This window comes from Mycobacterium colombiense, assembly GCF_001665835.1.
Lineage (GTDB): Bacteria > Actinomycetota > Actinomycetes > Mycobacteriales > Mycobacteriaceae > Mycobacterium > Mycobacterium colombiense_A.
Window position 1 is genome coordinate 1 of record NZ_LZSX01000063.1, and the last position, 25,605, is coordinate 25,605.

Consider the following 25,605-nt stretch of genomic DNA (forward strand, 5'->3'; position numbering starts at 1 on the left):
GCCAACGACAGATCGGCGACCTTGAAATCGATGCCGTTTCGAACCTCGGGGGTCAGTACGTTTTCGGTCGTCGTCATCGAATGTTTGCAACTTCCTGTCGGCATTAGGGATCAACCCTTCATCGGACTTACGCTTCTCAAACCGTCCGAATTTGCGGGATTTCGTGTTCTCCGGTTTGCAGGTGCCGCAGGCGCTCGCAGAACCGGTGGCGCTCAGTGAAGGACCTAATGACTCGCGTCAACCTCCCACCAACGCCTCACTCTATGCAAGGCGCGCAGAGGGTTTAGCCCGCCAAACACGATGCGGCAGAGCTAAATCCGATAGACTGCGTACAGTCACGGCTAGCTCTGCGATCTGCTGTCTGACCAAATCGCCGAGGGACGCATCGTTGAGTAGCCCCGGCATTAAACATAGACTGTTGCAACTGTTGTATGCAGCAATAAAACCTGCCAAAGCGCTGTGAGGCCGGTGGGCGGACGAGGCAGCCAGCGGTGCGGCGTTGACGCCGCGCCAGTGGGCTGGTGCGGCGACCCGCTTCGGTTGGCAGCGCTGACGTCGCTGTGGGGGCCAATCTCGCTATGGGGGAAGGGAATTGAAGCCGGATCTTAGCTCGCGCCGGTGGCGGCGCCACCAACGTTATCGTGGCGGCTGGCGGGGACGAGGACGTTGATCCGGTCCCCGGTCGGACGAGGGTCGGCCTCGACGAGCTGGCGGTCGTGGAGGATCGACACGGAAGGTAATCGGCTGGCAGTCGGATTTCAGCGAGGGTGCGGCCGACAGCAGCCGAGTCGGCTCCGAGTGTGAGGGAAGGCGCTTGTCGCTCCACAAATCCGGGACGCTCGCAGCGGTGTTTTACCAGGCCGAACGATGAGCTACATCCGATTCGTGAGAATTCCTGGACAGCGAGTTCAGCCCAGGCTGTAGATGCGCGCGGCGTTCTCGTGGGCGATGAGATCGACCACCCGGATGGCGTCTGCCTCGCTCCAGTCGCCGCGGTCCACGAACTGGCGCAGCACGCGATCCATGCCCCTGCGCCACAGGACCGTGCCGAGGAAGTGCAGCTCTGCCGGGCCGAATCCGTCGGACGAATAGAGGATCTTGGAAAAGGGCGCCATCTCCAGCAATCGAGCAAGGAAGGCCGGTGACCGCGCCCCCAAGTGGTTGACGCTCAAGCCGCCGTCCAGATAGACGTTGTTGAACGCCTGGGCCAGATAGCCGGCCTCGCGCTCGTAGGGATAGCAGTGCAGCAGGACGATCGGGACGTCCGCCGTGTCGCGCAGAAAGTCAACCAGCAGCAGCGGATTGGCCTTGTGTAGGTCGCAATCACGGTCGCCGAACCCGACGTGGAACTGCAGGGGCTTGCCCAGTCGCAGCGCCTGGTGCAACCCGAACCGCAGCAGGACCCTGTCCTGCAATCGGGTAACGCCGCAATCGCGCCAGCGACCGGCGGCTTCGGCGACCTCCGACATCGACGGCGCGCTCAGGTCGCCGTCAAACCCACCGCGGTAGGCCAGAATCGATTTGGTGCCGACCGCGCCCGTGGCGCGCCGGTGCAGGATCTCCTCGAACGCCGCCGCATAGTCACCCAGCGCCTGCGCGGCCTGCTCGGCCACTTCCTCGAGACGGACGACCTCACGCGCACGATCGCCGGACAGCCGGGCCATATCCGCAACCCCTGCGAAACCACTGCTTCCGATCCCGGTGTCCACCAGCCAGTCACTCACGCCGGCAGCCGCCAGGAACAGCCGCGCCAGCTCCTCCTCCTCGAATCGGCCGCGCCGCTCCCAGTAAGCCTGCGGATCAGCGTGTTTGGTCAGCCCCAAGACGGGGGCGCAATGCGCGCGCACCGCGAATCCGAGTTGTGAGTCGAAGCCCGAATAAGTGATGGGTTCGCTGTTCGCCTCGTTGAGTGCGTTCTCGAATCGCTGCCGGTCTCCGGGCGTCAGCCAGCAACCGTGGACATGCTGATCGACCAGCGTCACTTCGCCGATGTACTGGGCGAGGGCGCGGGTTTCGGAGACCATAGGAGCCGTCACAGGCTCCAGGCCATGCGGAATTTGTCCGCCAGCTGCTCGGGTGCGAGGTCGCCGTAGCGCTCCTGTTCCAGGCGGCGAACCGCGACCACCATGTCGACCGCCGGATCGCCCAGGATACGGCGCATTGCCTCTGAACCATCAAGTGCCGCAATCGATTCAGCCTGCGAATCGGTCAGGCGCACGATGCCGTCGCGCGCACGGTCTGAATGGGACAGGACGGCCGGGTCGACCGTGACCTCCGGTGGCAGCGCCGCCTGGCACTTGATGCCGTCCAGGGCGAGCCCGAGGATGGCCGCCGAGGCGAGGTACGGGTTCGCCGACGGGTCGACGATCTTCACCTCGACATTGCCGCCGCGCGGATTTCCCGGGCCGCCGGCGATCAATCGCACTGCGGCCTCGCGGTTTTCGGTGCCCCAGCACGCGTAGGCGCCGGCCCAGTTGCCGGGGCGCATCCGCAAGCCGGAAACGATAGACCCGCACAGTACGCCCTGGGCCTCCGGCAGGCCGCGGACCACGCCCGCTATCGCGCTTTCCCCCGCCTCCGTCATGCCGTGGCTTTCGGGGCCGTCGGAGAACAGCCGGCCTTCCGACGTCGTCAGCGAAAAGTGTTGGTGTGCACCGGATCCGACGCCATCAGCGAACGGCGCGGGCGACAGGCTGATGCGCAGCCCATGGCGGCGAGCCGCGCGGCCGACGATGAGCCGCATCAGGATCAGCTGATCGGCGGCGGCCACGGGGCTCTGCGGTGACAGCGAGATCTCGAACTGGTTGGCGCCGTACTCGGGGTGAAACTGTTCGATCGCGATGCCGGCACCCGTCGCCGAGCCGATCACGTCGCGCACGAACGCTTCGTGCTCCAGCACGCCGGCCAGGCCGTATTGCGCCCATAACGTCGACGGCAGCCGGCCGCCGTCCGCGCCGACCAGGAGGAATTCGATCTCGTGCCCGATCGCGGCCTCGATCCCGGCTTCGGTGAGTGCGGCCTCGAGACGTCGCAACGCTCCCCGACTGCAGGTGGGAACCGGTGCGCCGTCCTGAGAGAAAAACGCGGCGGGCGCCCACGCCAGACCGTCACCGACGATGCGCAATGCGGACAAGTCGATACGAAGACGTTGGTCCCCCACCACGCCCACATCGGCGGTGAAGGCGATGCCGGTCTGATCGATGGCGAACGCGTGCCAGGACGGGCTGGCCCCCAGCCCGGGATCCGCGAAGATGTTGGTTCGCCGGATCGGCACAGTTTTGGCCAGGGTGAGCCCGGCGGGATTCACCACGGTGCCGATGACCGTGTCGACGCCCTCGGCCTCCAGCTGGGTAATGGCCCCGGCGGCAAGCGGTGTGCCGGTCATAGCAGTCATTCTCCCAACCTCGGATCTCGCCGTACGGTAAACGGCGTACCCGCACGCTCAGTTCTGTCGGGCGACCAATTCGGTGATGAACCGATCGAGGAAGTCATCTACCGGCGCCTTGCCCACCGGCCGGATGACGAATTTCGTCAATCCCGCCTCGATGTAGGCGTCGAGTTTTCGGTGCAGCTGATCCCACCCGGCGGCGATCAGCTCGCCGGGGTCGCGGTCCGGGCGGCGCCGGCGTACCGCCGCGGCCAGCTCCGCGGGCAATTCCCCGTCGGCGACGGCCAACGAGATGCCGAAGTGGTCGGGTTCGATGCTGCGGCCGGCGTCCGCGGCGGCCCGCTCGATCGCCGCGCGCCCGGCTCGTGCCTCCGCCGGGGTGAGGAAGCTGCCCAGCCAGCCGTCGCCCAGCGCGCCGATGCGCCGAAACGCCGCCGGCGCCGAACCGCCCACCCAGATGTCCAGCGGCGGTGTCGGTCTCGGGGCGACGGCCATGTCGGTGACGCTGAAATAGCGACCGCTGAACGTCGCCGACTCCTCGACCAGCGCCGCGCGCAGCAGCCGCAGCGACTCGTCGAACACCGCCGCGCGCTCGCCGTCGGGGACCACGAACACCTCGCGTTCGGCCGGTATCGCCGAGCGCAGACCGAAAACGGGTAGCACCCGCTTGGGCGCGACGGCCGCCAGGGACGCCAACTGCTTTGCCACCAGCACCGGATGCCGCCCCGGTAGCACGGCGACCGACGTGCCCACCTTCAGCCGGGTCGTCCGCGCCAGCGCATACGCCATGCCGACCACCGGATCGACCGCCGGCGAATACACCAGTTCGGAAAACCACAGCGAGTCCACCCCGCCGGCCTCGAGCTGATCGACGGTCGCGTCCAGCTGGTCCGGTGCGGTGTCGGCACCCAGTCCGACGCCGAAGCGAATCTTCACCGGCGCCTCCCTCTGAGTTCTCTCACCCACACCGCAACATCAACGCGCCACCATTTGTGCCCGGGGCGTGCGTCATCGCCGGTTGCCCGGGCTCAGAAGGCGGAAACTAGCCGCGGCTGGGGATGGTGAGCTTGCAGGCCTGGCCGATATCGAGGGTCCGCAGCACTCGACCCATGCCGACCCACAGCGCGCAGGACAGCGCCAGGTCGGCCAGCAGCTCGTCGGAGAAGTGGTCCGCGCAACGGCTCCAGAAGTCTTCGTCATCGCGCAGGGCGGTGTGGTCGGTGGCGAATCGGTCCGCGAACTCGGCGGCCAGCCGCTCCTGGTCGCTGTAGCCGGGCCAGGTGCGCCATTCGTGGACGTGGTCATACAACTGCTCGTCGACGCCGGCGGCGGGTCCATCTTCGTCGCGGGTGTTGACGCAGACGACGCATTCGTTGCGGTGGGCGATCACGGCGCGGGCCAGTTCGCGGGTGCGCAAAGGCAACCGGTTCTTGGTGTAGACCGCCTGGCTGAAGCCGCCCAGCGCGCCGCCGATGTCCGGAGACTTCACAAACCAGCCGGCCAGGTCGTCGTCAGCAAATGTTCCGATTCGGCTCATGGCGTGATGGTACGCCCGGCTCGGGACCCCGGTCGGGGATGTCGGCGAATGTCGATGGGTGCCCGCTAGCGAGCGGCCGACGGAATCGCCACGGTTGGCTGCTCGTCGTGCCAATCACGTTGGGCCAGAACGCGATGCGCGACACGTTCCAGTGCGGCCTCCACCGCGCGACGGTCCGGGCGCCCCTCGAAACCCGGTGACCGGGCGAGCTTGTCGACCAGCCACGCCAGCATTAGCGACTGCACGTAGGCGACTTGCTGCCGCCCGGCCGGGGTGAGCCACAACTGCTCGCCGTCGCGCTGCGCGTAGCCGCCGGACACCAGGCGGGCGAAGGTGGGCTCGAGAATCTCGAACGGTACCCGTAGATAGTCGGCCATGTCGGTGAGCCGGGCGGTCCCGTATATCTGCGTGTACCGATTGATCCGCAGGACTCCCCACAGCCCGGCGACGTCGAGCCGGCAATCGGGTCGCATCGCGATGCTACGCAGCCGCATGCCGGTTTCACCGCGCATCATCCGTGCGATCGCGTTCTCCAGCATCTGGTCCGGTGTCTCGCTGGTCGGCATCCCGAACGCGTCGCCGAGATCGACTGTGCTGTCGTGGAATTCCTGCAGCGGGACCTCGCGCAGGAACAACGCCAGCACGAACCCCACCAGCGCGACCGGAACCGCCCAGAGGAAAACCTGGGTGAGCGACTCGGCGTAGGCGGCGACGATCGGGGCGGCCGCCTGGCGGGGCAGCCGGTGCAACGCCTCCGGCGACGCGGCGGCCGCGGCCGGCGCGCGGCTGGCCAGCATCGCCGGGCCGATCCGGCTGTGCAGAAAGTTTGTGAACAGCGAACCGAAGATGGCGGCTCCGAACGAGCTGCCGATCGTGCGGAAAAAGGTGACGCCGGACGTCGCGACGCCGAGGTCGTCGAAGCTCGAAGTGTTCTGCACGATCAGGACCAGGGTCTGCATGCACATCCCGATCCCGGCGCCGAGGATGACGAGGAACAACGATTGGACGACAGCGGATGTCGACGGGTCCATCCGCGACATCAGAAAGAACGCCACCGCCATGACGGCGGTGCCGGCGATGGGGAAGACTTTGTATCTGCCTGTGCGGCCGACGATGACACCACTACCCATCGAGGTGGTCAGCATCCCGATCACCATCGGCAACGTGCGCAGGCCCGACGTGGTGGCTGAGACACCGTCGACGAATTGCATGTACGTCGGCAGGAACGTCAGGGCCCCCAGCATCGCGAACCCGACCACGAAGGACAGCACACAGCAGACGGTGAACACCGAACTCCGAAACAGCCGGATCGGCAGGATCGGCTCGGCGGCACGGCTCTCCACCCAAGCGAAGATGCATAACGCGCTCACCGAGCCGACGAACAGGCCGATGATCATGGGCGATCCCCAGGGGTAGGTGGTCCCGCCCCAACTGGTGGCCAGTGTCAGGCCGGCGGCGCCCAGGCCGACGAACAGGATCCCGGTGTAGTCGATGACCGGTTTGGTGCGTTCGGTCAGCGCCGGGATGGCGGCGGCCGCCACGAAGAAGACCACGACCGAGATCGGCACGTTGATCCAGAAGGCCCACCGCCAGGTGAAGTGGTCGGTGAAGTAGCCGCCGAGCAAGGGACCGATCACGGTGGTGACACCGAACACCGCTCCCATCGCCCCTTGGTAGCGGCCGCGGTCCCGCAGCGGGATCACCTCGCCGATCAGGGCCATGGCGGTCACCATGAGCCCGCCGCCGCCGATGCCCTGCAGTGCGCGCGACGCGACCAGCATGCTCATCGAACTCGAGAGCCCGCACAGCACGGATCCGGCGACGAAGAACACAACGGCCGCCTGGAACAGCCGCTTGCGGCCGAACAGGTCACCGAACTTGCCGACGAGGGCGGTGATGATCGTCGACGCGAGCAGGTAGCTGGTGACGACCCACGATTGATGGCCTGCGCCACCGAGATTGGCGACGATTGTCGGCAACGCGGTCGCCACGATCGTCTGGTCCAGTGCGGCCATCAGCATGCCGAGCAGGATGGCCACGAAGATGAAATTGCGCCGCTGCGAGTCGACCGCGACATTGCCGGGTTGCGAATTCGAAGCGTGGCCGGCCGGAGCCGCTGCCGGTGTCGCCCTCGTCATGCCTGCCTTCCCTCGGCGTTCGATGGTAATGAGTGCCCACGGTCAACCGGTGGCAACCAAAACCTCCCGCTTAAGGCGGCGCCCGAGAGTCAGCTGGGTGGCCGCGACACGCACTGTGCCGAGTACAGCTCCACGCCCAGCTTGTCCATCAACTCGAGCTGGGTCTCGAGGTAGTCGATGTGCTTTTCCTCGTCGGCCACGATCTCCTCGAAGAGGTTCGCGGTGGTGGAGTCCTGCTTGTCCCGGCACAGGATGATCGCCGGCTTGAGCCGATCCATCACCTCGTATTCGATCGCCAGGTCGGCCTCGAACTGCTCGCGCAGCGTCTGGCCGATGCGCAGCGAGAACAGGCGCTGGTAGTTCGGCAACCCGTCGAGCAACAGGATGCGGTCGGTGATCGACTCCGCGTGTCGCATCTCGTCGAAGGACTCGGCCCGGGTGTGCTCAGCTAACTCGGTGAAACCCCAGTTGTCCTGCATCTTGGAGTGCAGGAAGTATTGGTTGATCGCGGTGAGCTCGCTGGTCAACTGCTCGTTGAGCAGACGCAAAACTTCCGGATCCCCTTGCATTGTCACTCCTATGGTGTGAGCGGCTGTCGTGTGGGCCGCGGCGGGCGCGCTGGGCTGGAGCGCACAAACCTGGGCTGTAGCAGCACTTTGCCACGGCCGCTTGGAATGTTCCAGCAAGGTTTGGCTGCACTCAGTGACGTCCAGAGTGAAGTAAGTCGCCCCTTGGTTAGGTTAGACTGAGCTAACGAACTTAGGTTAGACTCTGCTAATAAGCGGCATGCGCATTCGGCCTCATCGCCATGGTGTCCGATGACTCGGAACACCGGGGTCCGGGACGAATCGCAGACGCTGGACCGAGCTCTCGACGAAGGGGATTCCGACGTGCAGGAGGTGCGCTGATGTACGTGTGCCTCTGTGTTGGGGCGACCAACCAGACCGTGTGCGACGTCGTCGCGCAGGGCGCATCGACCTCCAAAGAGATCGCCGCCGCGTGTGGCGCCGGCGGTGACTGCGGCCGCTGCCGGCGCACGTTGCGCGCGATCCTCGCCGCGCAGGCGAAGCTGGAAACGGCTCAGTCGAGCTAGCGCGTCAGCGTTTGTTGAAGTCCGCCAGGGCAGCCGCGTTGGCTTGTGCGCCCATCAGCTCGGCGAAGTGCGCGTTTTCCCGGGCGGTCGCCGCCGCGATCTCCGGGCGGACCGGTTCCGTCATGGTGTGCTTGACGGCCATCAGGCTCGAAATCGGCCGGGAGGCAAGGATTTCGGCGTGCTGACGGGCCTGTAACAACAGCTCGTCCGGTTCGCAGACCCGCCAGACCAGGCCCATCCGTAACGCCTCGTCGGCGCCGACCCATTCCGACGACATCAACAGCCAGGCCGCGTTCTGCCGGCCCACCAGCTGGGGCAGTAGATATGACGACGCCGCTTCCGGCGCCACACCCAGGCTGGTGAACGGGCACTTCAGCCGGGCGGTGGACGACATGAACGCCAGATCGGCATAGCCGAGGATGGTGGCGCCGATTCCGACGCCCACGCCGTTCACCGCGCAGATCAAGGGTTTCGGAAACGCGCTGAGTGCATTGATCAGCCCGATGAAGCCGTGCTTGCCCGGGGTGAAGTCGGGATCGGTGATGCGGGCCTGCATCTCGGCCAGGTCGGTGCCGGCGCTGAAGCCGCGACCCGCGCCGGTCAGCAGCACGACCGCCACCTCGGGATCCTCGGCCGCAGCCAGCAGCGCCTCGGCTGTGGCGTCGTAGAGGGCTTCGTTGAATGCGTTGAGCGCCTCGGGCCGGTTCAGCGTGAGGGTGCGTACCCGGTTCTCGTCATCGATCTGCAGCGTCACGCGAGCAGCCTAACGAGGCTAGCCGTTGCTGTAGACGCGGGTCGGGGCGATGAGCACCACCGCGCGGCCCTCGGCGGCCATCACCCGGTCGTACTCGTCCCAGTTGTCGTGAGTGCCGCCCGCGGCGGTGAACACGTCGCGCAGCAGAAGTCGCAACTGATCGGCGTCCGTCAGCCACGGCCGGGTGTCGTCGGGGCCGGCCAGCTCCGCGCGGCCCTCGACGGTCGCCCACTGCCACCCGTTGCGGAAGGTCACGGCCAGCTGCGGCCGGGCACGCAGGTTGGCCAGCTTGACCCGGCCGTAGGTGGTAAAGCCCAGGACGGGTTGACCATTCGCCGGGTGCGCCAACAGGCCCACGTTGACCAGCGAGGCCTGCACGGTTCCGTCGGCACGAACCGTCGAGATCACCGCCAGACCGCTTTCTGCCTTGGCCAACGCCACAGCCTCGTCGAGTGTTGTCATGGGCGGTCCTCACTCCCGGAACGGTGTCTCGAACACATAGCGGCTCGTCGGCACCGTGTCGATGTTCTCATTGGCGCCGAATGCGGTTGTGCTGGCGACCATCCGGCCCAGCCGGTCCTGTAGGTCCTTGTCATCGGCGGCTCCGAAGAACGCGTGCAGGTCGGTGATGGCCTCGATTGGGAACAACTCCTCGACGATGCCCGCAATTCCCGGCGCATCCGGGGTAAGCGCCCGCACCACCCAATTCTGGGTGTAACCGAACGTCGACTGCGTTTCGATGGCCACCGAGGTGTGGTTACGTTGCCAACGGTTCAGCCAGGTCGCCTGGTCCATGTCGGCGGGCTGGCGTAGCAGTGCGATGTTGGCCAAACCCGGTGTGCGAGAACCGGGTTCGACGGCGGGCGCACTCAACGGGACCGACTCGGTCACCAGGTAAGCGGCCAGCTGGTCACATTCCTGGGCGAGGAATTTGAATGCCGTCGTCATCTGGTCGCCGTAGCACTGCTGGGTCCACATGCTCACCACCGCGGCCACCGGCGGGTCCAAGGTTGTCAATGTCATGAGCGAGTGACGCACGGTGCTGTCACGAACGTTCATCTGCAGCCCCACGACGCCCAGTTGCAGCAGCGCGTCGGCGATGTGACCCCGTTGCCGGGCGCACCAGGCGTCATCCGGCTCGGCACGCCTCAGCACGGCGATGACCTTCTCCATACGCAGAACTTACAGTCGCCGGCCGGTTATTTGACCAGCCGTACCTGGTGCTGGCTGCTGATCAACGTGCCGATGAGTCCGGCCAGACGGCGATAGGACTCGTCGCGCCCGCTCGACGAGCGGAAAACCAAACCGATTCGCCGGCCCGGGCGCGGCGCGGCGAACTGCGCGAGGCCCAGGCGGCTTCGGGACGCCTCGACCGGCACCGCGCTCTGGGGAATGAGCGTGACGCCCAGTCCGCCGGTCACGCATTGCACGGCGGTCGCCAGTGACGCGGCCCGGGTGTTGGCCAGCTCCGCCCGCACGCCCGCCTTGTGGCAGACGTCGAGTGCCTGATCGCGCAGGCAATGCCCCTCGTCGAGCAGCAGCAGGGGCAGGTCGGCCAGTGCGGTTGCCGGAACCCGGCGCTTGCCCGCCAGCGGATGACCCGGAGGGAGGGCGAGCACGAAATCCTCGTCATAGATCGGGATCGCGGTGACGCCGGCGCCCTCGGCGGGCAGGGCGATCAGTGCCGCATCCAACGCGCCCTCCCGCAGCACCGCCAACAGCCGCTCGGTCTGGTCTTCGGTCACCCGCAGCGTGAGCCCCGGCAGCTCCTCGGCGACGCCGGCCAGCACGGTCGGCAGCACATAGGGCGCCACCGTGGGTATCAACCCCAGCCGGATGCCGGCCCGCAGCGGGTCCGACGAGCCCGCAGCCGCGGCGCTGAATGCGTCCGCCGCCTCGACGACCGCCTGGGCGCGCGGCAGCAGCTGGGCGCCCTCCGTTGTCAAGAAGACACGCCGGGTTGAGCGCTCAACCAGCTGGGTGCCCAGGCCGGCTTCGAGCGCCGCCAGCGCTTGCGACAACGTCGATTGGCTCACGCCGAGAGACGTTGCGGCGCTACTGAATTGGCGCTTCTCAGCGACGGCGACAAATGCGCGCAGGCCGGCGATCGTGGGCTGATAACTCTTATCGGGCATACCTATAAGTCTAGTGGGAAATATCACCTTTACTTCAACTAGGGTACGCGGCAACATGGTGGAGGAAAGCTAATCTTGAGTAAATCCAGACAAGGAGCGACATGCCTCTGCTGACCATCGGCGACCAGTTCCCCGCCTACGAGCTCACTGCGTTGATCGCGGGCGATCTGTCCAAGGTCGACGCCAAGCAGCCTGGGGACTACTTCACCACCATCACCAACGAGGACCACGCCGGCAAGTGGCGCGTGGTGTTCTTCTGGCCGAAGGACTTCACCTTCGTGTGCCCGACCGAGATCGCCGCGTTCGGCAAGCTCAACGACGAATTCGAAGACCGCGACGCGCAGGTGCTGGGTGTCTCGATCGACAGCGAGTTCGTGCACTTCAATTGGCGTGCGCAGCACGACGACCTGAAGAAGCTGCCCTTCCCGATGCTCTCGGACATCAAGCGGGAGCTCAGCCTGGGCACCGGTGTGCTCAACGCCGACGGCGTGGCCGACCGGGCGACGTTCCTCGTCGACCCGAACAACGAGATCCAGTTCGTTTCGGTCACCGCGGGTTCCGTGGGCCGCAACGTCGAAGAGGTGCTGCGCGTCCTCGACGCCCTGCAGTCCGACGAGCTGTGCGCGTGCAACTGGCGCAAGGGTGACCCGACGCTGGACGCCACCGAGCTGCTCAAGCAGTCGGCCTGATGCTCACCTGATCGCATAAGGTCGGATTAGGAGGCGAGATGAGCGTAGAAAACCTCAAAGAAGCGCTACCGGAGTACGCCAAGGACCTCAAGCTCAACCTGGGCTCGATCACCCGCACCACCGAGCTCAACGAGGAGCAGCTGTGGGGCACGCTGCTGGCCAGCGCCGCAGCGACGCGGAACACGCAGGTGCTCACCGAGATTGGGGCCGAGGCGGCCGACATCCTGTCCGCCGAGGCATACAACGCGGCGCTGGGAGCCGCCTCGATCATGGGCATGAACAACGTGTTCTACCGTGGCCGCGGCTTCCTGGACGGCAAGTACGACGACCTGCGCGCGGGATTGCGGATGAACATCATCGCCAATCCCGGCGTGGAGAAGGTCAACTTCGAACTGTGGTCGTTCGCAGTGTCGTCGATCAACGGATGCCCGGACTGCGTGGCCGCCCACGAGCACACGCTGCGCGAAGCGGGTGTCAGCCGGGAAACCATCCAGGAGGCGTTGAAGGCCGCGGCGATCGTTTCCGGCGTGGCGCAAGCGATCATCGCCTCCCAGACGCTGGCAACCGTCGGCTGATCGCGCCGCCGTGACCAGTGCCGTGACCGGACCCGCGTGGGTTCAGCACGCGATCTGGTGGCAGGTCTATCCCCTGGGGTTCGTGGGAGCGTTTCCCGCGCCGCAGTCAAACGAGCCGCCGCAACCGGAGGAACACCGGTTGCGGCGGCTCGTCGACTGGTTGGACCACGCCATCGAGCTCGGCGCATCCGGCATCGCGCTCGGGCCCATCTTCGCCTCGCGCACACACGGTTACGACACCACCGACCACTATCGCGTCGATCCCCGGCTGGGTGATGACGCCGACTTCGACCACCTGGTAGCCGAGGCCCATCGCCGCGGCCTGCGCGTGCTTCTCGACGGCGTGTTCAATCACGTCGGTGAGGATTTCGCGCGCTATCGCGCGGCGGCCGACGACGACGCGGCCGCACGCTGGTTTCGCGGGCGCCCCGGCCGCTTCCACACCTTCGAAGGTCACTCCGGGCTGATCACCCTCAACCACGACAACCCCGAAGTCGCCGACTACACCGTCGACGTGATGGCGCACTGGTTGGGGCGCGGCGCCGACGGATGGCGACTCGATGCGGCTTACGCCGTGCCCCAACACTTCTGGGCCTCGACGCTGCCGAGGGTGCGCGAGCGCTACCCGGATGCCTGGTTCGTCGGCGAACTCATCCACGGCGACTACGCCGCGGTCGTGCGGGCCGCCACCTTCGATTCGGCCACGCAATACGAGCTGTGGAAGGCGATCTGGAGCAGCCTCAACGACGGCAACTTCTTCGAACTCGATTGGGCGCTGCAGCGCCACAACGACTTTCTGACCGACTTCTCCCCGCTGACGTTCATCGGCAACCACGACGTCACCCGCATCGTCAGCCAGCTGGACACCCCCGAGCACGTGGCCCACGCGCTGGTGCTGCTGCTGACCATCGGTGGGGTGCCCAGCGTGTACGCCGGCGACGAGCTCGGTTTCCGTGGTGTCAAGGAAGAACGGTATGGCGGCGACGACGCGGTACGACCCGAGTTCGGTTCTCCCCCACTGCAACTGGATGGCTTCGGCGTCGACACCTGGCGGTTGCACCAGTATCTGGTCGGCTTGCGCCGCCGCTACCCCTGGCTGCACGCGGCGTGCACCACCGCACGGCTGCTGGAAAACCGGCACTACGTATACGAAACCCGCAACGGCGACGATGCGCTGCTGGTTGTGCTCAACATCGACGACGAGCCGCTGCGCGTGTCGCTGCCGAAGCTGGGCACGGCCCGCGCACAGGTGATCGGCGGATCGGCGGCACCGCCGCCCGACGTCGTCGACACCGTCGTCGTCGAGGCCAGGGGCTGGCGGATCCTGAGCCCGGCCTAGGGCCCGGTTCAAGGCGCCGTCTATGGCGCGGACAGGCGCTCTAGGGTCAGCCGGTCCTGGCGGCTGTCGTAATACTTGTCCAGCACTGCGAGAAAGTCCTGGTTGTCGTCGGTGGCGCGGGCGAACAGCGTCATGGACGAGCACAGTTTGAGGTCGTCCGGTGAGCCGAAAATCTGGCCGATCGAGCGCCCCTGTACCGCGGTGACCAGCCGGGAGCACTCGCGCAACCGTGGCCCCAACAGCTCATGGCGCAGGTATGCGCCGGCTTCCTCGAGTGAGGCGATGCCGAACCGGGCCGCCATGGCGCTGCCGCCCAGCCCACGCAGTTGTGGGAAGACGAACCACATCCAGTGACTGCGTTTTCGGCCGGCCCGCAGCTCGTCGACGACGTCGCCGTACACCGGCTGCTGCGCGTCCACAAAACGTTTGAGATCGAAGGGGTCGCCTGCCGATTCCATATGACTACGGTTGCACACATGGCAGTCCAACGACGAGTGCCCAAAGTGCGTGACCTGGCGCCCCTGCTGCAATTCAAGCGGCCCCGCTTCAACGCGACCAGGCGCCGCCTCGACGCCGCCTACACCATCGAGGACCTGCGGGCCATCGCCAAACGCCGTACCCCCAGAGCGGCGTTCGACTACGCCGACGGCGCCGCCGAGGACGAGCTGTCCCTCCAGCGTGCGCGACAAGCGTTCCGCGACATCGAATTTCATCCGACAATCCTGCGCGACGTCTCCCGAGTCACCGCCGGCTGGAACGTGCTGGGCGAACCGGTCGTGTCGCCCTTCGCGATCGCGCCCACCGGGTTCACCCGATTGATGCACACCGAGGGCGAGGTCGCCGGCGCGCAAGCGGCGGCCCGGGCGGGGATCCCGTTTTCCCTGTCCACGTTGGGCACCTGCGCGATCGAAGATCTGGTCACCGCCGTCCCCCAGGGCCGAAAGTGGTTCCAGCTCTACATGTGGCGCGATCGCGAGCGCTCGATGGCGCTGGTGAAGCGCGCCGCCGCCGCGGGCTTCGACACGCTGCTGGCCACCGTCGACGTGCCCGTCTCCGGTGCCCGGCTGCGCGATAACCGCAACGGCATGACGATCCCGCCGACGCTGACGCTGCGCACCGTGCTTGACGCCGTGCCGCACCCGAAATGGTGGTTCGATCTGCTGACCACCGAGCCGCTGGCGTTCGCCTCGCTGGATCGCTGGCCGGGCACGGTCGCCGAATACCTCAGCACGATGTTCGATCCCAGCCTCACCTTCGACGACCTGGATTGGATCCAGGCGCAGTGGCCCGGCAAGCTCGTCGTGAAAGGGATTCAGACACTCGAGGATGCGCGCGCCGCCGTCGACCGCGGCGTCGATGGCATCGTGCTGTCGAATCATGGTGGGCGCCAACTGGACCGGGCCCCGGTCCCCTTTCACCTGCTGCCCACCGTCGCGCGCGAACTCGGCAAAGACACCGAGATCCTGATCGACACGGGCATCATGTCCGGCGCCGACATCGTGGCCGCGATCGCGCTGGGGGCCCGCTGCACGCTGGTCGGGCGCGCCTACCTGTACGGCCTGATGGCCGGCGGCGAGGCGGGGGTGAGCCGCGCGATCGACATCCTTGCGAGCGGGATTCTGCGGACCATGGCATTGCTGGGCGTCACGTGCCTGGAAGAGCTGACGCCCCAGCACGTCACACAGCTGCAGCGGCTGGGCCCCCTTCCACCGGTGTGAGGCCGGTCGCACAGTCGTGACGGCCCGATCTGTTCGGGAACAAACCGCCGCGCCGCCGGGTTAAGCGCATCAGGCTCAACTTTTGGAGGATTTGATGGCTGAAGCCAAGTCGGTGCCGGTGCTGTTTGTCACTGACACCATCGTGTTGCCCGGAATGGTGGTGCCGATCGCGCTGGACGACGCCGCCCGCGCGGCGATCGACGCCGCTCAGGCGAGCGAATCGGGACAGCTGCTGATCGCCCCCCGGCTTGAGGACCGCTATCCCTCGCACGGCGTGATCGCCAAGATCCTGCAGGTCGGACGCATCGCCGGCGGCGGCACCGCCGCGGTGGTGCGCGGCGAGCGCAGGGCCCAGATCGGCGCGGGCGCGTCCGGACCCGGTGCGGCGCTGTGGGTCGAGGTGACCGAGGTCCCCGAGGCCGAGACGACCGACGAAATCAAGGCGCTGACGGCGGAGTATAAGAAGCTGTTGCTGGCCATGCTGCAACGCCGCGAGGCCTGGGAGATCATCGATTACGTCAACAGGCTGACCGATCCGTCGGCGCTGGCGGACACCTCCGGGTACGCCTCCTACCTGACCAACGCCCAGAAGCGGCAACTGCTGGAGACCGTCGAGGTCGCCGAGCGGCTGCGCGTGCTGATCGATTGGACCAGCGAGCACCTCGCCGAAGTCGAGGTGAGTGACAAGATCGCCGAGGACGTCCGCGAGGGCATGGAGAAGACGCAGAAGGAGTTCCTGCTGCGCCAACAGCTGGCCGCCATCCGCAAGGAGCTGGGCGAGGGCGAACCCGACGGCTCGGACGACTACCGCGCCCGCGTGGAGGCCGCAGAGCTGCCCGAGAAGGTGCGCGAGGCCGCGCTGCGTGAGGTCGGCAAGCTGGAACGCTCCAGCGACCAGAGCCCGGAAAGCGGCTGGATCCGCACCTGGCTGGACACCGTGCTCGACCTGCCCTGGAACGTCAAGACCGAGGACTCGACGGATCTGAAGGCCGCACGCGCGATCCTGGACGCCGACCACCACGGGCTGGACGACGTCAAGGACCGCATCGTCGAATACCTGGCCGTCCGGGCGCGCCGTGCGCAGCGCGGGCTGCAGGTGGTCGGCGGCCGCGGCTCGGGCGCCGTCATGGCGCTGGCCGGCCCTCCCGGGGTCGGCAAGACGTCGCTGGGCGAGAGCGTGGCCCGCGCGCTGGGCCGCAAGTTCGTCCGCGTCGCCCTGGGCGGTGTGCGCGACGAGGCCGAGATCCGCGGGCACCGGCGCACCTACGTCGGCGCGCTGCCGGGTCGCATCGTGCGTGCGATCGGCGAGGCGGGATCGATGAATCCCGTTGTGCTGCTGGACGAAATCGACAAGGTCGGCTCCGACTACCGCGGCGACCCGAGTGCGGCGCTGCTCGAGGTGCTGGACCCGGCGCAGAACCACACCTTCCGCGACCACTACCTGGATCTGGACCTGGACCTGTCCGACGTGGTGTTCCTGGCCACCGCCAACGTGATCGAGAACATCCCGTCGGCGTTGCTGGACCGCATGGAGCTGGTGGCTATCGACGGCTACACCGAGGACGACAAGGTCGCCATCGCGCGCGACTACCTGCTGCCCCGGCAGCGGGACCGCGCGGCGCTGACCGAGGACGAGGTGGCGGTGACCGATGAGGCGCTGCGCAAGATCGCCGCCGACTACACCCGCGAGCCGGGGGTGCGGCAGTTCGAACGGCTACTGGCCAAGGCGCTGCGCAAGGCGACCACCAAGCTGGCCACCGACCCGGCGCCGCTGTCCATCGACGAGCCGGATCTCGTTGACTACCTGGGCCGTCCGCGGTTCATGCCGGAATCGGCCGAGCGCACGGCGGTGCCGGGCGTGGCCACCGGCCTGGCCGTGACGGGCCTGGGCGGTGACGTGCTCTACATCGAGGCGGGGTCCACCGACGGTGAGCCGGGTCTGCAGCTGACCGGTCAGTTGGGCGACGTGATGAAGGAGTCGGCGCAGATCGCCCTGTCCTATGTGCGCTCACACGCTCACCTGCTGGGCGTCGACCCCAAGGCGCTGGACCGGCGCATCCACGTGCACGTGCCCGCGGGTGCGGTGCCCAAGGATGGCCCGTCGGCCGGTGTCACGATGGTGACCGCGCTGGTGTCGATGGCGACCGGACGTCAGGTTCGCTCCGACGTCGGGATGACCGGTGAGGTCACGCTGAACGGCCGGGTGTTGCCGATCGGCGGCGTCAAGCAGAAGCTGCTGGCGGCCCAACGTGCCGGGCTGTCAACGGTTTTCATCCCGGCGCGCAACGAGCCGGACCTGGACGATGTTCCGGGCGAGGTGCTCGCGGCGCTGGACGTGCGGCCCATGACCGACGTCGCCGAGATCGTGGCGCAGGCACTGGACCCGGCGGCACAGGCCGCCACGGTGGCCGCCTGACAACACCGCTGAACGGATGTTCAGCCGTTACTGACCCGACCCCCGGGGAAGGCCGAGAGGTTTCGGCCTCCCCCGGGGCCGGGTATTTGTTGGCGCAGAGGGAAGACCGGCCGAGGGGGGATGACCTCTAACCCGACGTCAGCAAGGACGCGGGTGACGAACAACAAATCACGCCGTAAATCCGCCGATGGCGGGTAAAGCGGCTGGGTAAGGAGTTCACCATGAGGTTGAATAGAATTGCTGCCAGCGCCGCGATCGCGGCTGCTCTGACGTCCGGTGCGCTCGGAGTCGGCGCGGGATTTGCGCAGGCCGACCCGCACGGGCCGAATCCGCCGGTGCCGGGTTGCGTCGGTGGACCGGGCGCGAACTGCAACGGTCCGGGCACCCCGCTTCCGCCTGGGCAGCGCGGATTCCCGCCGCCGGGCCACTTCAACGACCCCGTGGGTTACGGGTATCCGGCACGCTGGATGCCGCCGGGCCAACCGGGCGATTACCCGGTGGTATTCAATCCGGACGTAAACCAGTGGGGCGTTTTCCTGCCCGGTGGCCAATTCGTCGCCTACGCGACGTAAAAACCGCACAACGAGACGGCCGCCGTTCATGCGGCGGCCGTTCTCGTTGCGGCAGAATCGCAACGTATGAGTGACTTCGCGAATCTGAAACGGCAAGTCGTCCATCGCGTTCAGCGGCTGGTGGTCAACCCGGTTGGTCGTCAGTTGCCCATGACCATGCTGGAAACCACCGGCCGCAAGAGCGGACAGCCGCGGCGCACCGCGGTGGGCGGGCGCGTCGTGGACAACCAGTTCTGGATGGTCTCCGAGCACGGCGAGCACTCGGACTACGTCCGCAACATCAAAGCCGATCCCGCCGTCCGCGTGCGGGTCGGCGGCCGGTGGCGCAACGGCACCGCGCACCTGCTGCCCGACGATGACGCCGTGCAGCGGCTGGGCAAACTGCCGCGACTGAACAGCGCGGTGGTGCGGATGATGGGCAGCGACCTGCTGACAATCCGCGTCGATCTGGACTGACGCGGTTACGCGTGTCGGCCCGCAGGATTAGGGTCGCCACATGGCCTACGACGAAGACCTGGCCAACCGGATCCGCGAACTACTCGGCACCGAATCGGGCGTCGAGGAAAAGCGCATGTTCGGCGGTCTGGCGTTTCTGATCAACGGCAACATGTCGGTGGCCGTCAGCGGGCAGGGCGGGTTGCTGGTGCGGGTGCCACGCGAGGACACCGACAAGCTCGTCGGGCGTGCGCACGTCAGCCCGATGGTGATGGCCGGGCGGGAAGCACGTGGCTGGTTGCACGTCGAGTCCGCCGGTGTGCAAACCAAACGCCAGCTTGACAGTTGGGTCACCCGCGGAGTCGGTTACGCGCGCAGCCTGCCGCCCAAATAGCAGGCCCCGTTTGCTCGCGCAGGCCGCGGGTACGCGGGTGCGTATGGACAAGCGGGTGCGACGACTGCTCGACGTTGCCGGCACGACCTATGCCGCGCAGGCGCGTATCACGATGAGTGACAAGCCGATGCCGCTGTTTCAGCTCCTGGTCCTGTGCATGCTGGCCAGCAAGCCGATAGATGCGGGCATCGCCATGGCCGCCGCACGCGAACTGTTCAAAGCGGGTCTGCGGACACCGAAAGCCGTGCAGCAGGCGGACCGACAGACGATGATCGACGCGTTCGGACGCGCGCACTACGTGCGTTACGACGAAAGCTCGGCGACCCGGCTCGCCGACATGGCCGACCGCGTTCGTGACGACTACTCCGGTGATCTGCGCCGGCTGGCCGAGCGCAGCCACCACGACCCGGCCGCAGCCAAACGAATGCTCAAGCAATTCAAGGGAATCGGTGACACGGGTGCCGACATCTTCCTGCGTGAAGTTCAGGACGTGTGGACGTGGGTGCGGCCGTACTTCGACGACCGCACCACCGGCACCGCCAAGCAACTCGGCTTGCCCGCCGAGCCGAAGAAACTGGGATCGCTTGCACCGCAGGAAAATGCGCGCCTGGCCGCCGCATTGGTCAGGGCGTCGCTGGACGACGATGTGCGTCAGCGGGTGACCGGCTGAGCGACCCGTGACCATACGCATCGGTACCTCGGGGTGGTCGTACAACCACTGGGTGAATGTGCTGTACCCGACCGGAACGCCCTCGGGACGCCGGCTCGCGCGCTACATCGAGGTGTTCGATACCGTCGAGCTGAACGCGAGTTTCTACCGGTGGCCCCAGGATTCGACGTTCACCGGCTGGCGCCAGCAGCTCCCGGAGGGCTTCACCATGTCGGTCAAGGCGCACCGCGGCTTGACGCACTACCGCCGGCTGGCCTCACCCGAGCCGTGGATCGAGCGGTTCGAGCGTTGTTGGGATCTGCTGGGTGATCGGCACGGGGTGCTGCTCGTGCAGTTGCACCCCGAACAGCAGCGCGACGACGCGCGCCTGGATTCGTTCCTGGCCCTTGTGCCCGAATCGATCCGCGTCGCCGTCGAATTGCGTCACCCGTCGTGGAATGACCCCGCCGTGTTCGAGTTACTGGAACGCCGACGCGCCGCCTATGTGGTGATGAGCGGCCTCGGGCTGGACTGCATCCCCCGCGCGACGACCGACCTGGTGTACATCCGGATGCACGGCCCGGATCCGGACGCCAACTATGCCGGCTCCTATTCCGACGACGACCTCCGGCGCTGGGCCGATCGCATCGCCCAGTGGGACGGCGACGGCAGGGACGTGTGGATGTATTTCAACAATGACCTGGGCGGGCATGCGGTCCGCAACGCGCTGGCGTTGCGCGACCTTTTGGGTTGAGAGCTCGCGAGTAGGCTGGAATCCTTCGAAAGAACGGAGCGCCCACCATGGCCAGCTCGACCAGCTTCGTGATCGTCGGCGGTGGACTCGCGGCGGCTAAAGCCGTAGAAGCATTGCGCGACAACAACTTCGATGGTCACATCGTGGTGTTCGCGGACGAGGAGCATTTGCCCTATGAGCGGCCCCCGCTGTCGAAGGAGTATCTGGCCGGCAAGAAGTCGTTGACCGATTTCACCGTGCAGAACTCCGACTGGTACCGGGACAACAACGTCGACTTGCGGCTTAGCACCCGGGTGTCGGAGCTGGACGCCGCCGGCCACACCGTGGGTCTTGCCGACGGCACCACCGTGGGTTACGACAAGCTGCTGCTGGCGACCGGCTCGGCGTCGCGGCGTCCGCCGATACCGGGCTCGGACGCCGACGGCGTGCATTACCTGCGCACCTATGAAGACGCGGTGGCATTGAATTCCGTTCTGACCGACGGGGCGTCGCTGGCCGTCGTGGGCGCCGGTTGGATCGGGCTGGAAGTGGCCGCCGGTGCGCGCCAGCGCGGTGTCGACGTCACCGTGGTCGAGGCGGCCAGGCAACCGCTGCTGGCCGCGCTGGGCGAAACCGTCGGCGAAGTGTTCGCCACCCTGCATCGCGACCACGGTGTGGATCTGCGGCTCGAGACTCAGGTCGACGAGATCACCCTGGCAGACGGAGCGGCGACCGGATTGCGGACCGGCGACGGGGCGACGATCGCGGCCGACGCCGTGCTGGTGGCCGTGGGCGCCAGGCCGAACACCGAACTCGCCGAACACGCCGGGCTGTCCATGGGCGACGGCGGCGTACTCGTCGATGCCTCGCTGCGCACCAGCGACCCCGACATCTATGCCGTCGGCGACATCGCCGCTGCCCAACACCCGCTGTTCGGCACCCGGATCCGCACCGAGCACTGGGCCAACGCGCTCAAGCAGCCCGCGGTCGCTGTGGCCGGAATGCTGGGCACGCCAGGCGAATACGCGGAGCTGCCGTATTTCTTCACCGACCAATACGACCTCGGCATGGAATACGCCGGGCACGCCCCCGACTTCGAGCGGGTGGTGTTCCGCGGCGACGTCGCCGGCGACGAGTTCGTCGCGTTCTGGCTCGACGGCGACGACCGGGTGCTGGCCGGAATGAACGTCAATGTCTGGGATGTGCTCGACGACGTCAAAGCTCTGATCCGGGCCCAGGCCCCGGTCGACGTCGACAAATTGCGCAATCCGCAGTCGTCGCTGGCCGACCTGCTCGGCTGAGCGTCAACCGGCGGTGCGCTCGGGGCGGTCGGCGCCGCGCGGCACCGGGGCCCACGTCCCGTCGATGACGTCGGGTGGGCATTGCACCTGCAACCGTTCCCGCTCGGTGCGGCGGCGCTTGATCCGCAGCCGCGCATCGCTGGGCAGGGTGACCAATTCGTTGCAGGTCAGGTAGTACATGTCGTCGACGTCGTCGATCAGATCGGCGTCGACTCGCAGGGAACCCAAGGCGCGCAGCGTCCTTCGGAGTTCGTGCGTGAACCGCATCGTGGTGTCGTGGGCCAGCTCCCGGGTGCCGCGGGAGCCGGTGGCGCGATGTTCGTCCGGCGTCGGCGACGGTGCGGGCACTGCGGCGGCGGCCGCGGCGGCGATGAGCAACATCGTCGGGTCGTCGGCGAACGTCGTGCTGGCCAGCTCGGCCTCGCCCGGGCCGCGGTGCCCGATCCGTGCGGCGGCGGCATCCACGACGGCCGCGGTCATCGGCGACAACGCGCGAATGCTCGCGAGGTTGCCCTCCTGGGCCAGTGCAGACAACGGCGGGTCGGCCCGCAGCGCGGCCGCCAACCCGGCGATCTCCGCGGCGACCAGGCCGCTGTCGGTGATCATGCCCACCCCGGGCACGCTGCGGTGCGCCTGGCTACGTACCGGCGTCGCGGCGCTGACCCCGGCGTCGATCAGCCAGAGCGCGTTGAGGATCCAGCCTTGGTGGATGCGGTCGCGCAGCAGCCGGAGCCGAACTTCCAGTGCCGCCTCCGGCAGCAGCGCGAGTTGGCCGGCATCGAGGTGCTCCGAGGTCGCCGCGGCCGCGTAGGCGCGGGTGTCGGCCCGCAGGTGGCGCAGCAGGGCCACCGACCGTCCCGCGGCCACCGCCTTGGCGACCGAGCCGAGCGCTCCGCTCGCCAACGCCGGCTCACCGAACGGCAGCGGATCCCCGACGTGGGGCCGGCCGACCAGGGCGTCGCGGGCGACGGCTTCCTGGTCCCAACCGGGCAGCTGGGAGGCGGCGACCATGTTGACGGATACCCCGACGTAGGGACGGTGGCCGAACACCGCGATAGCCCTGCTGCCCCACTCCTCGTCGACCGCGTCGCCGAGCGCGAGCGCCTGACCTACCACGCGGCTCGCGGCGCGCAGCCCGCTGAGCTGGACGTCGAGCGTTATCGGCGTGAGCGGTCCGGGCAGCGCCTGATTGAGGGCGGAGCTGCTGAAGACCGGGAAGCGCGGATCGATCTGGTCGTCGAATTCACCCTCGATGCCTTCCGGCGCCGCGCTGTGCGCATCGTCGGCCGGCCGCCGGGCGTGTGCCAGCACTTCGACCGGGAGCGCGAGCCGCCCACCGTGGTTGATCGCGCCGGCGGTATCGAGTCGGCGGCCGACCAGTCCGCGCGCGGTGTCGGCAACCGCGTCGAGCGCGTGCCAGCCGAACTCGAACGCCCAATCCTCTTGTGCCGCAGAGGTATCCATGGCCGGAATCAGCTGTGACCAGCTGCGCACCCGATGCATCCGGGACCGCGGGTCGGTGGCTCGCAACACCCGCCATGCGGTGATCAGATTGACGGTGTCCGGGCTGGCGAGGTCCACCACACCGGTGCGGTCGGTGTTGAGCGCCAGCACCAGAAAGCGCATCAGGTCGTCGAGATGAAGCACCCGAATGGGCTGGGCCGAGACCTTCGCGCGCACCAGGGTGGCCACGGTACGGCACACCATCCAGTCGAGCTGTCGACCGATCGGTGGCGCGATCCGGACGACCACGGTGGGGCCCCAGCTCGAGGACACCAGGTCCTCGGCCGGCCGGTACAGCTCGGGACGGCCGGCGGCCTGCGAGACGAACAGCAGCCGGGAGCCCGCGCGGGCGGCCGCATCGGTCACCCGCGCGAGACCGTCCATGTCCGCGCTGCCGGGAACGGCCGGGTCGACGGGGGCCAGGTGGATCACCGCATCGGCCTCGCCGGTGAGTTCCCGCAGGACCCGGTCGCGCAGTGACGCGCAAACAAACTCGACATTGCGGTCCAGGCACGGATGGGGAAGCTCAGCAATGCCGGTGACCGTGTGCCCGGCAGCGATGAGCTGCCCAGCGACCAGCCGTCCGAGTGCGCCGGTGGCGTCGGTAACCAGGATGTGCACCTGGGCTCACCTCCCCCAACCCTCAGCATTCAACAATAGGCAAGTAGGCACTGGCTACGCGACCGTTAGTCCGATAACGGTTCGGTGACCTGCCGTGATGCCGTACGCCGGGGCTACCGCAGCGTCGCGCTGCCATCCGCGGCGACGGCAACCTTGGCGCCACCGATATCTTCTCGCACCGTTGCCTGCGCCGCGGCGTTATCGGTGACCACGGCCAGCGCGCGTGACCCGTCGGGCGTACGCACGGCCAGAAAGGCCTTCTCGGGCTGGCCGTCGCGGTCGAACGGCGTCGTCCAGGCCTCGACGGTGCCGACGCCTTCCCACTCCACCACCGCGTCCGTCGTCGGCTCCCGATCGACGGCCGGTTGCGTGTCTTCCCAACGGAATTCGGCAGGCGGCTCGGTGCTGTAGACCCCGAAGCTGTGTTTGGTCAGGTAGCCGCCGTTGGCGGTGATCAGGCCGCGGCGGCCCGGATTGGCAACCAGCAACTCCGCCATGGTGGCAATCGAATGCATCACGTAGTTGCTCCACGGCCCGCCCGCGAACGTCAACCCACCGGTGACCGTCAGCGGTCGGGCGGGATCGTCGGTGCTCAACCCGAGCTCGGCCGCCGCCACCTGAACCGCGGAGGGAAAGCAGGAGTACAGGTCGACGTAATCGATGTCGTCGATGCCGAGGCCGGCCAGCTCCAGCGCCCGCGCACCGGCGATCCGGATCGCCGTCGACCGGTGCAGCTCGTGGCGCTCGGCGATGGACGCGGTGTCGTGGGCGTCGGTGCCCGCGTGCGGGTACACCCAGCGCTCGGCCGGGATGTTGAGCCGGGTCGCCTCCCCGACCGACGTCAGGACCAGCGCCGCGCCCTGGTCGACCATGTTGTTCGAGTTCATCAGCTTGGTGTAAGGCCAACTGATCATCCGGTTCTGCGGGCCCGCCTGGCTGATGTCGTCAGCGCTCGACGGTTTGCGGATCCAGGCGTTCGGGTTGTCCACCGCCACGGCGTTGAACCGTGCCCACAGCGCCCCTATGCGCTTGAGGTGATCGTCGATCGACTCGCCGTTCGCGATCCGAAGCGCCTCCTCGAACATCGGGTAGACGTAGGCCGGCCGGTCGAGGGAGATCCTGATCTCGGCCTCACCGGCCATCGCGACGTCGTCACCGCTGATCTCGGCCATCGGGACCGAGTGGTCCTGCTCGGTCCACACCAGCTTGCCGCCCTTGGCCCGCAGACCCCGCCTGGTGCGCCAGGTTTCGGCGCTCGCAAGCAGCACCACCTTGGCGTGGCCGCGCTGGATATCCAGGCACGCCTGGTTGACCAGCGACTGCGGCACGTTGCCGCCGACGGGGCTGTACAGCGTGCTGAAGTCGGACGCGCCGATCCGCTGGCCGAGCAACAGGCCCGGGTCGCGGTACTGGGCCGACAGGATGTTCACGATGCGGATCGAATCGACGGCCTCGATCACCGCGGCATCGGCGGCCTGCCGGACGGCGGCCACCATCAGGTCCATCGGCTCGACCGAGCGGGTTTCCGGGTCGATCTCGTCGCGATGGTTGACCTGGCCGAAGCCGACCAACACCGGGGTCCTGGGGTCGACGCTCATGGGGACGAATTTAGCGT

The 25,605-nt window shown here is 67.5% G+C and carries 25 protein-coding genes; 12 read left to right on the forward strand and 13 right to left on the reverse strand.

Annotation, left to right across the window (positions count from 1 at the left end; genetic code table 11):
* Positions 1-908: 908 nt before the first annotated feature.
* The 6 genes from A5760_RS12070 to bfr form a co-directional block, all read right to left on the reverse strand.
* Complete coding sequence (locus A5760_RS12070) at positions 909-2,024, reverse strand: amidohydrolase family protein (protein WP_064880967.1); 1,116 nt, start codon at positions 2,022-2,024, stop codon at positions 909-911.
* A gap of 8 nt (positions 2,025-2,032) precedes the next feature.
* Complete coding sequence (locus tag A5760_RS12075; RefSeq protein WP_064880969.1) at positions 2,033-3,385, reverse strand: glutamine synthetase family protein; 1,353 nt, start codon at positions 3,383-3,385, stop codon at positions 2,033-2,035.
* Positions 3,386-3,442: 57 nt separating this feature from the next.
* Positions 3,443-4,324, reverse strand: coding sequence for a TIGR03854 family LLM class F420-dependent oxidoreductase (locus A5760_RS12080; RefSeq protein ID WP_064880971.1), 882 nt, complete (start codon positions 4,322-4,324; stop codon positions 3,443-3,445).
* A 106-nt stretch (positions 4,325-4,430) separates the two neighbouring features.
* The gene (locus A5760_RS12085; RefSeq protein ID WP_064880973.1) at positions 4,431-4,925 is read right to left on the reverse strand and encodes a carboxymuconolactone decarboxylase family protein; all 495 of its coding nucleotides are present in this window, start codon (positions 4,923-4,925) and stop codon (positions 4,431-4,433) included.
* Positions 4,926-4,990: 65 nt separating this feature from the next.
* A complete protein-coding gene (locus A5760_RS12090; RefSeq protein WP_064880975.1) occupies positions 4,991-7,063 on the reverse strand; it encodes an MDR family MFS transporter in 2,073 nt (690 codons plus the stop codon).
* Between the two features lie 89 nt (positions 7,064-7,152).
* Positions 7,153-7,632, reverse strand: a complete 480-nt coding sequence (gene bfr, locus A5760_RS12095) for a bacterioferritin (protein WP_064880977.1) — start codon at positions 7,630-7,632, stop codon at positions 7,153-7,155.
* Between the two features lie 338 nt (positions 7,633-7,970).
* Here bfr and A5760_RS12100 point away from each other — a divergent pair, with 338 nt between their 5' ends.
* A complete protein-coding gene (locus A5760_RS12100) occupies positions 7,971-8,156 on the forward strand; it encodes a (2Fe-2S)-binding protein (RefSeq protein ID WP_064880978.1) in 186 nt (61 codons plus the stop codon).
* A gap of 4 nt (positions 8,157-8,160) precedes the next feature.
* Here A5760_RS12100 and A5760_RS12105 read toward each other — a convergent pair whose 3' ends face one another.
* From A5760_RS12105 to A5760_RS12120, 4 genes are read right to left on the reverse strand one after another with little or no spacing between them, the layout of a single operon-like run.
* Positions 8,161-8,910 (reverse strand): enoyl-CoA hydratase/isomerase family protein, encoded by a 750-nt coding sequence (locus A5760_RS12105; RefSeq protein ID WP_064880980.1) that lies wholly within the window; start codon positions 8,908-8,910, stop codon positions 8,161-8,163.
* An 18-nt stretch (positions 8,911-8,928) separates the two neighbouring features.
* The gene (locus A5760_RS12110; protein ID WP_064880982.1) at positions 8,929-9,372 is read right to left on the reverse strand and encodes a PPOX class F420-dependent oxidoreductase; all 444 of its coding nucleotides are present in this window, start codon (positions 9,370-9,372) and stop codon (positions 8,929-8,931) included.
* 9 nt (positions 9,373-9,381) lie between these two features.
* Complete coding sequence (locus A5760_RS12115) at positions 9,382-10,083, reverse strand: EthD domain-containing protein (RefSeq protein WP_064880984.1); 702 nt, start codon at positions 10,081-10,083, stop codon at positions 9,382-9,384.
* A 26-nt stretch (positions 10,084-10,109) separates the two neighbouring features.
* Complete coding sequence (locus tag A5760_RS12120) at positions 10,110-11,045, reverse strand: hydrogen peroxide-inducible genes activator (protein WP_064880986.1); 936 nt, start codon at positions 11,043-11,045, stop codon at positions 10,110-10,112.
* A gap of 101 nt (positions 11,046-11,146) precedes the next feature.
* Here A5760_RS12120 and A5760_RS12125 point away from each other — a divergent pair, with 101 nt between their 5' ends.
* From A5760_RS12125 to A5760_RS12135, 3 genes are read left to right on the forward strand one after another with little or no spacing between them, the layout of a single operon-like run.
* Entirely contained in the window at positions 11,147-11,734 is a 588-nt protein-coding gene (locus A5760_RS12125) for a peroxiredoxin (protein WP_064880988.1), read from the forward strand.
* A 38-nt stretch (positions 11,735-11,772) separates the two neighbouring features.
* A complete protein-coding gene (locus tag A5760_RS12130) occupies positions 11,773-12,309 on the forward strand; it encodes an alkyl hydroperoxide reductase (protein WP_064880990.1) in 537 nt (178 codons plus the stop codon).
* Positions 12,310-12,319: 10 nt separating this feature from the next.
* On the forward strand, positions 12,320-13,648 hold the full coding sequence (locus tag A5760_RS12135) for an alpha-amylase family protein (RefSeq protein WP_064880992.1): 1,329 nt from the start codon (positions 12,320-12,322) through the stop codon (positions 13,646-13,648).
* A 20-nt stretch (positions 13,649-13,668) separates the two neighbouring features.
* Here A5760_RS12135 and A5760_RS12140 read toward each other — a convergent pair whose 3' ends face one another.
* Positions 13,669-14,106, reverse strand: coding sequence for a DUF1810 domain-containing protein (locus A5760_RS12140; RefSeq protein WP_064880994.1), 438 nt, complete (start codon positions 14,104-14,106; stop codon positions 13,669-13,671).
* A gap of 18 nt (positions 14,107-14,124) precedes the next feature.
* On the opposite strand from A5760_RS12140, the gene A5760_RS12145 reads away from it, so the two are divergent.
* From A5760_RS12145 to A5760_RS12180, 8 genes are all read left to right on the forward strand, one after another.
* On the forward strand, positions 14,125-15,366 hold the full coding sequence (locus A5760_RS12145) for an alpha-hydroxy acid oxidase (protein WP_064880996.1): 1,242 nt from the start codon (positions 14,125-14,127) through the stop codon (positions 15,364-15,366).
* A gap of 94 nt (positions 15,367-15,460) precedes the next feature.
* Positions 15,461-17,782, forward strand: a complete 2,322-nt coding sequence (lon, locus tag A5760_RS12150; RefSeq protein ID WP_196772073.1) for an endopeptidase La — start codon at positions 15,461-15,463, stop codon at positions 17,780-17,782.
* Positions 17,783-18,003: 221 nt separating this feature from the next.
* Complete coding sequence (locus A5760_RS12155) at positions 18,004-18,354, forward strand: hypothetical protein (protein WP_064881001.1); 351 nt, start codon at positions 18,004-18,006, stop codon at positions 18,352-18,354.
* Between the two features lie 66 nt (positions 18,355-18,420).
* The gene (locus A5760_RS12160) at positions 18,421-18,810 is read left to right on the forward strand and encodes a nitroreductase family deazaflavin-dependent oxidoreductase (RefSeq protein ID WP_064881003.1); all 390 of its coding nucleotides are present in this window, start codon (positions 18,421-18,423) and stop codon (positions 18,808-18,810) included.
* Between the two features lie 40 nt (positions 18,811-18,850).
* On the forward strand, positions 18,851-19,183 hold the full coding sequence (locus A5760_RS12165) for a TfoX/Sxy family protein (protein WP_064881005.1): 333 nt from the start codon (positions 18,851-18,853) through the stop codon (positions 19,181-19,183).
* A gap of 43 nt (positions 19,184-19,226) precedes the next feature.
* Positions 19,227-19,853, forward strand: a complete 627-nt coding sequence (locus A5760_RS12170) for a hypothetical protein (protein ID WP_064881007.1) — start codon at positions 19,227-19,229, stop codon at positions 19,851-19,853.
* A 7-nt stretch (positions 19,854-19,860) separates the two neighbouring features.
* Positions 19,861-20,586 carry a DUF72 domain-containing protein gene (locus A5760_RS12175; protein ID WP_064881009.1) on the forward strand — a complete coding sequence of 242 codons (726 nt, stop codon included), beginning with the start codon at positions 19,861-19,863 and terminating at the stop codon, positions 20,584-20,586.
* 47 nt (positions 20,587-20,633) lie between these two features.
* On the forward strand, positions 20,634-21,866 hold the full coding sequence (locus A5760_RS12180) for an NAD(P)/FAD-dependent oxidoreductase (protein WP_064881011.1): 1,233 nt from the start codon (positions 20,634-20,636) through the stop codon (positions 21,864-21,866).
* 3 nt (positions 21,867-21,869) lie between these two features.
* On the opposite strand, the gene A5760_RS12185 is transcribed toward A5760_RS12180, so the two are convergent.
* Complete coding sequence (locus tag A5760_RS12185; protein WP_064881013.1) at positions 21,870-23,990, reverse strand: NAD-dependent epimerase/dehydratase family protein; 2,121 nt, start codon at positions 23,988-23,990, stop codon at positions 21,870-21,872.
* 113 nt (positions 23,991-24,103) lie between these two features.
* Complete coding sequence (locus A5760_RS12190) at positions 24,104-25,588, reverse strand: acetyl-CoA acetyltransferase (protein WP_064881015.1); 1,485 nt, start codon at positions 25,586-25,588, stop codon at positions 24,104-24,106.
* Positions 25,589-25,605: the final 17 nt, after the last annotated feature.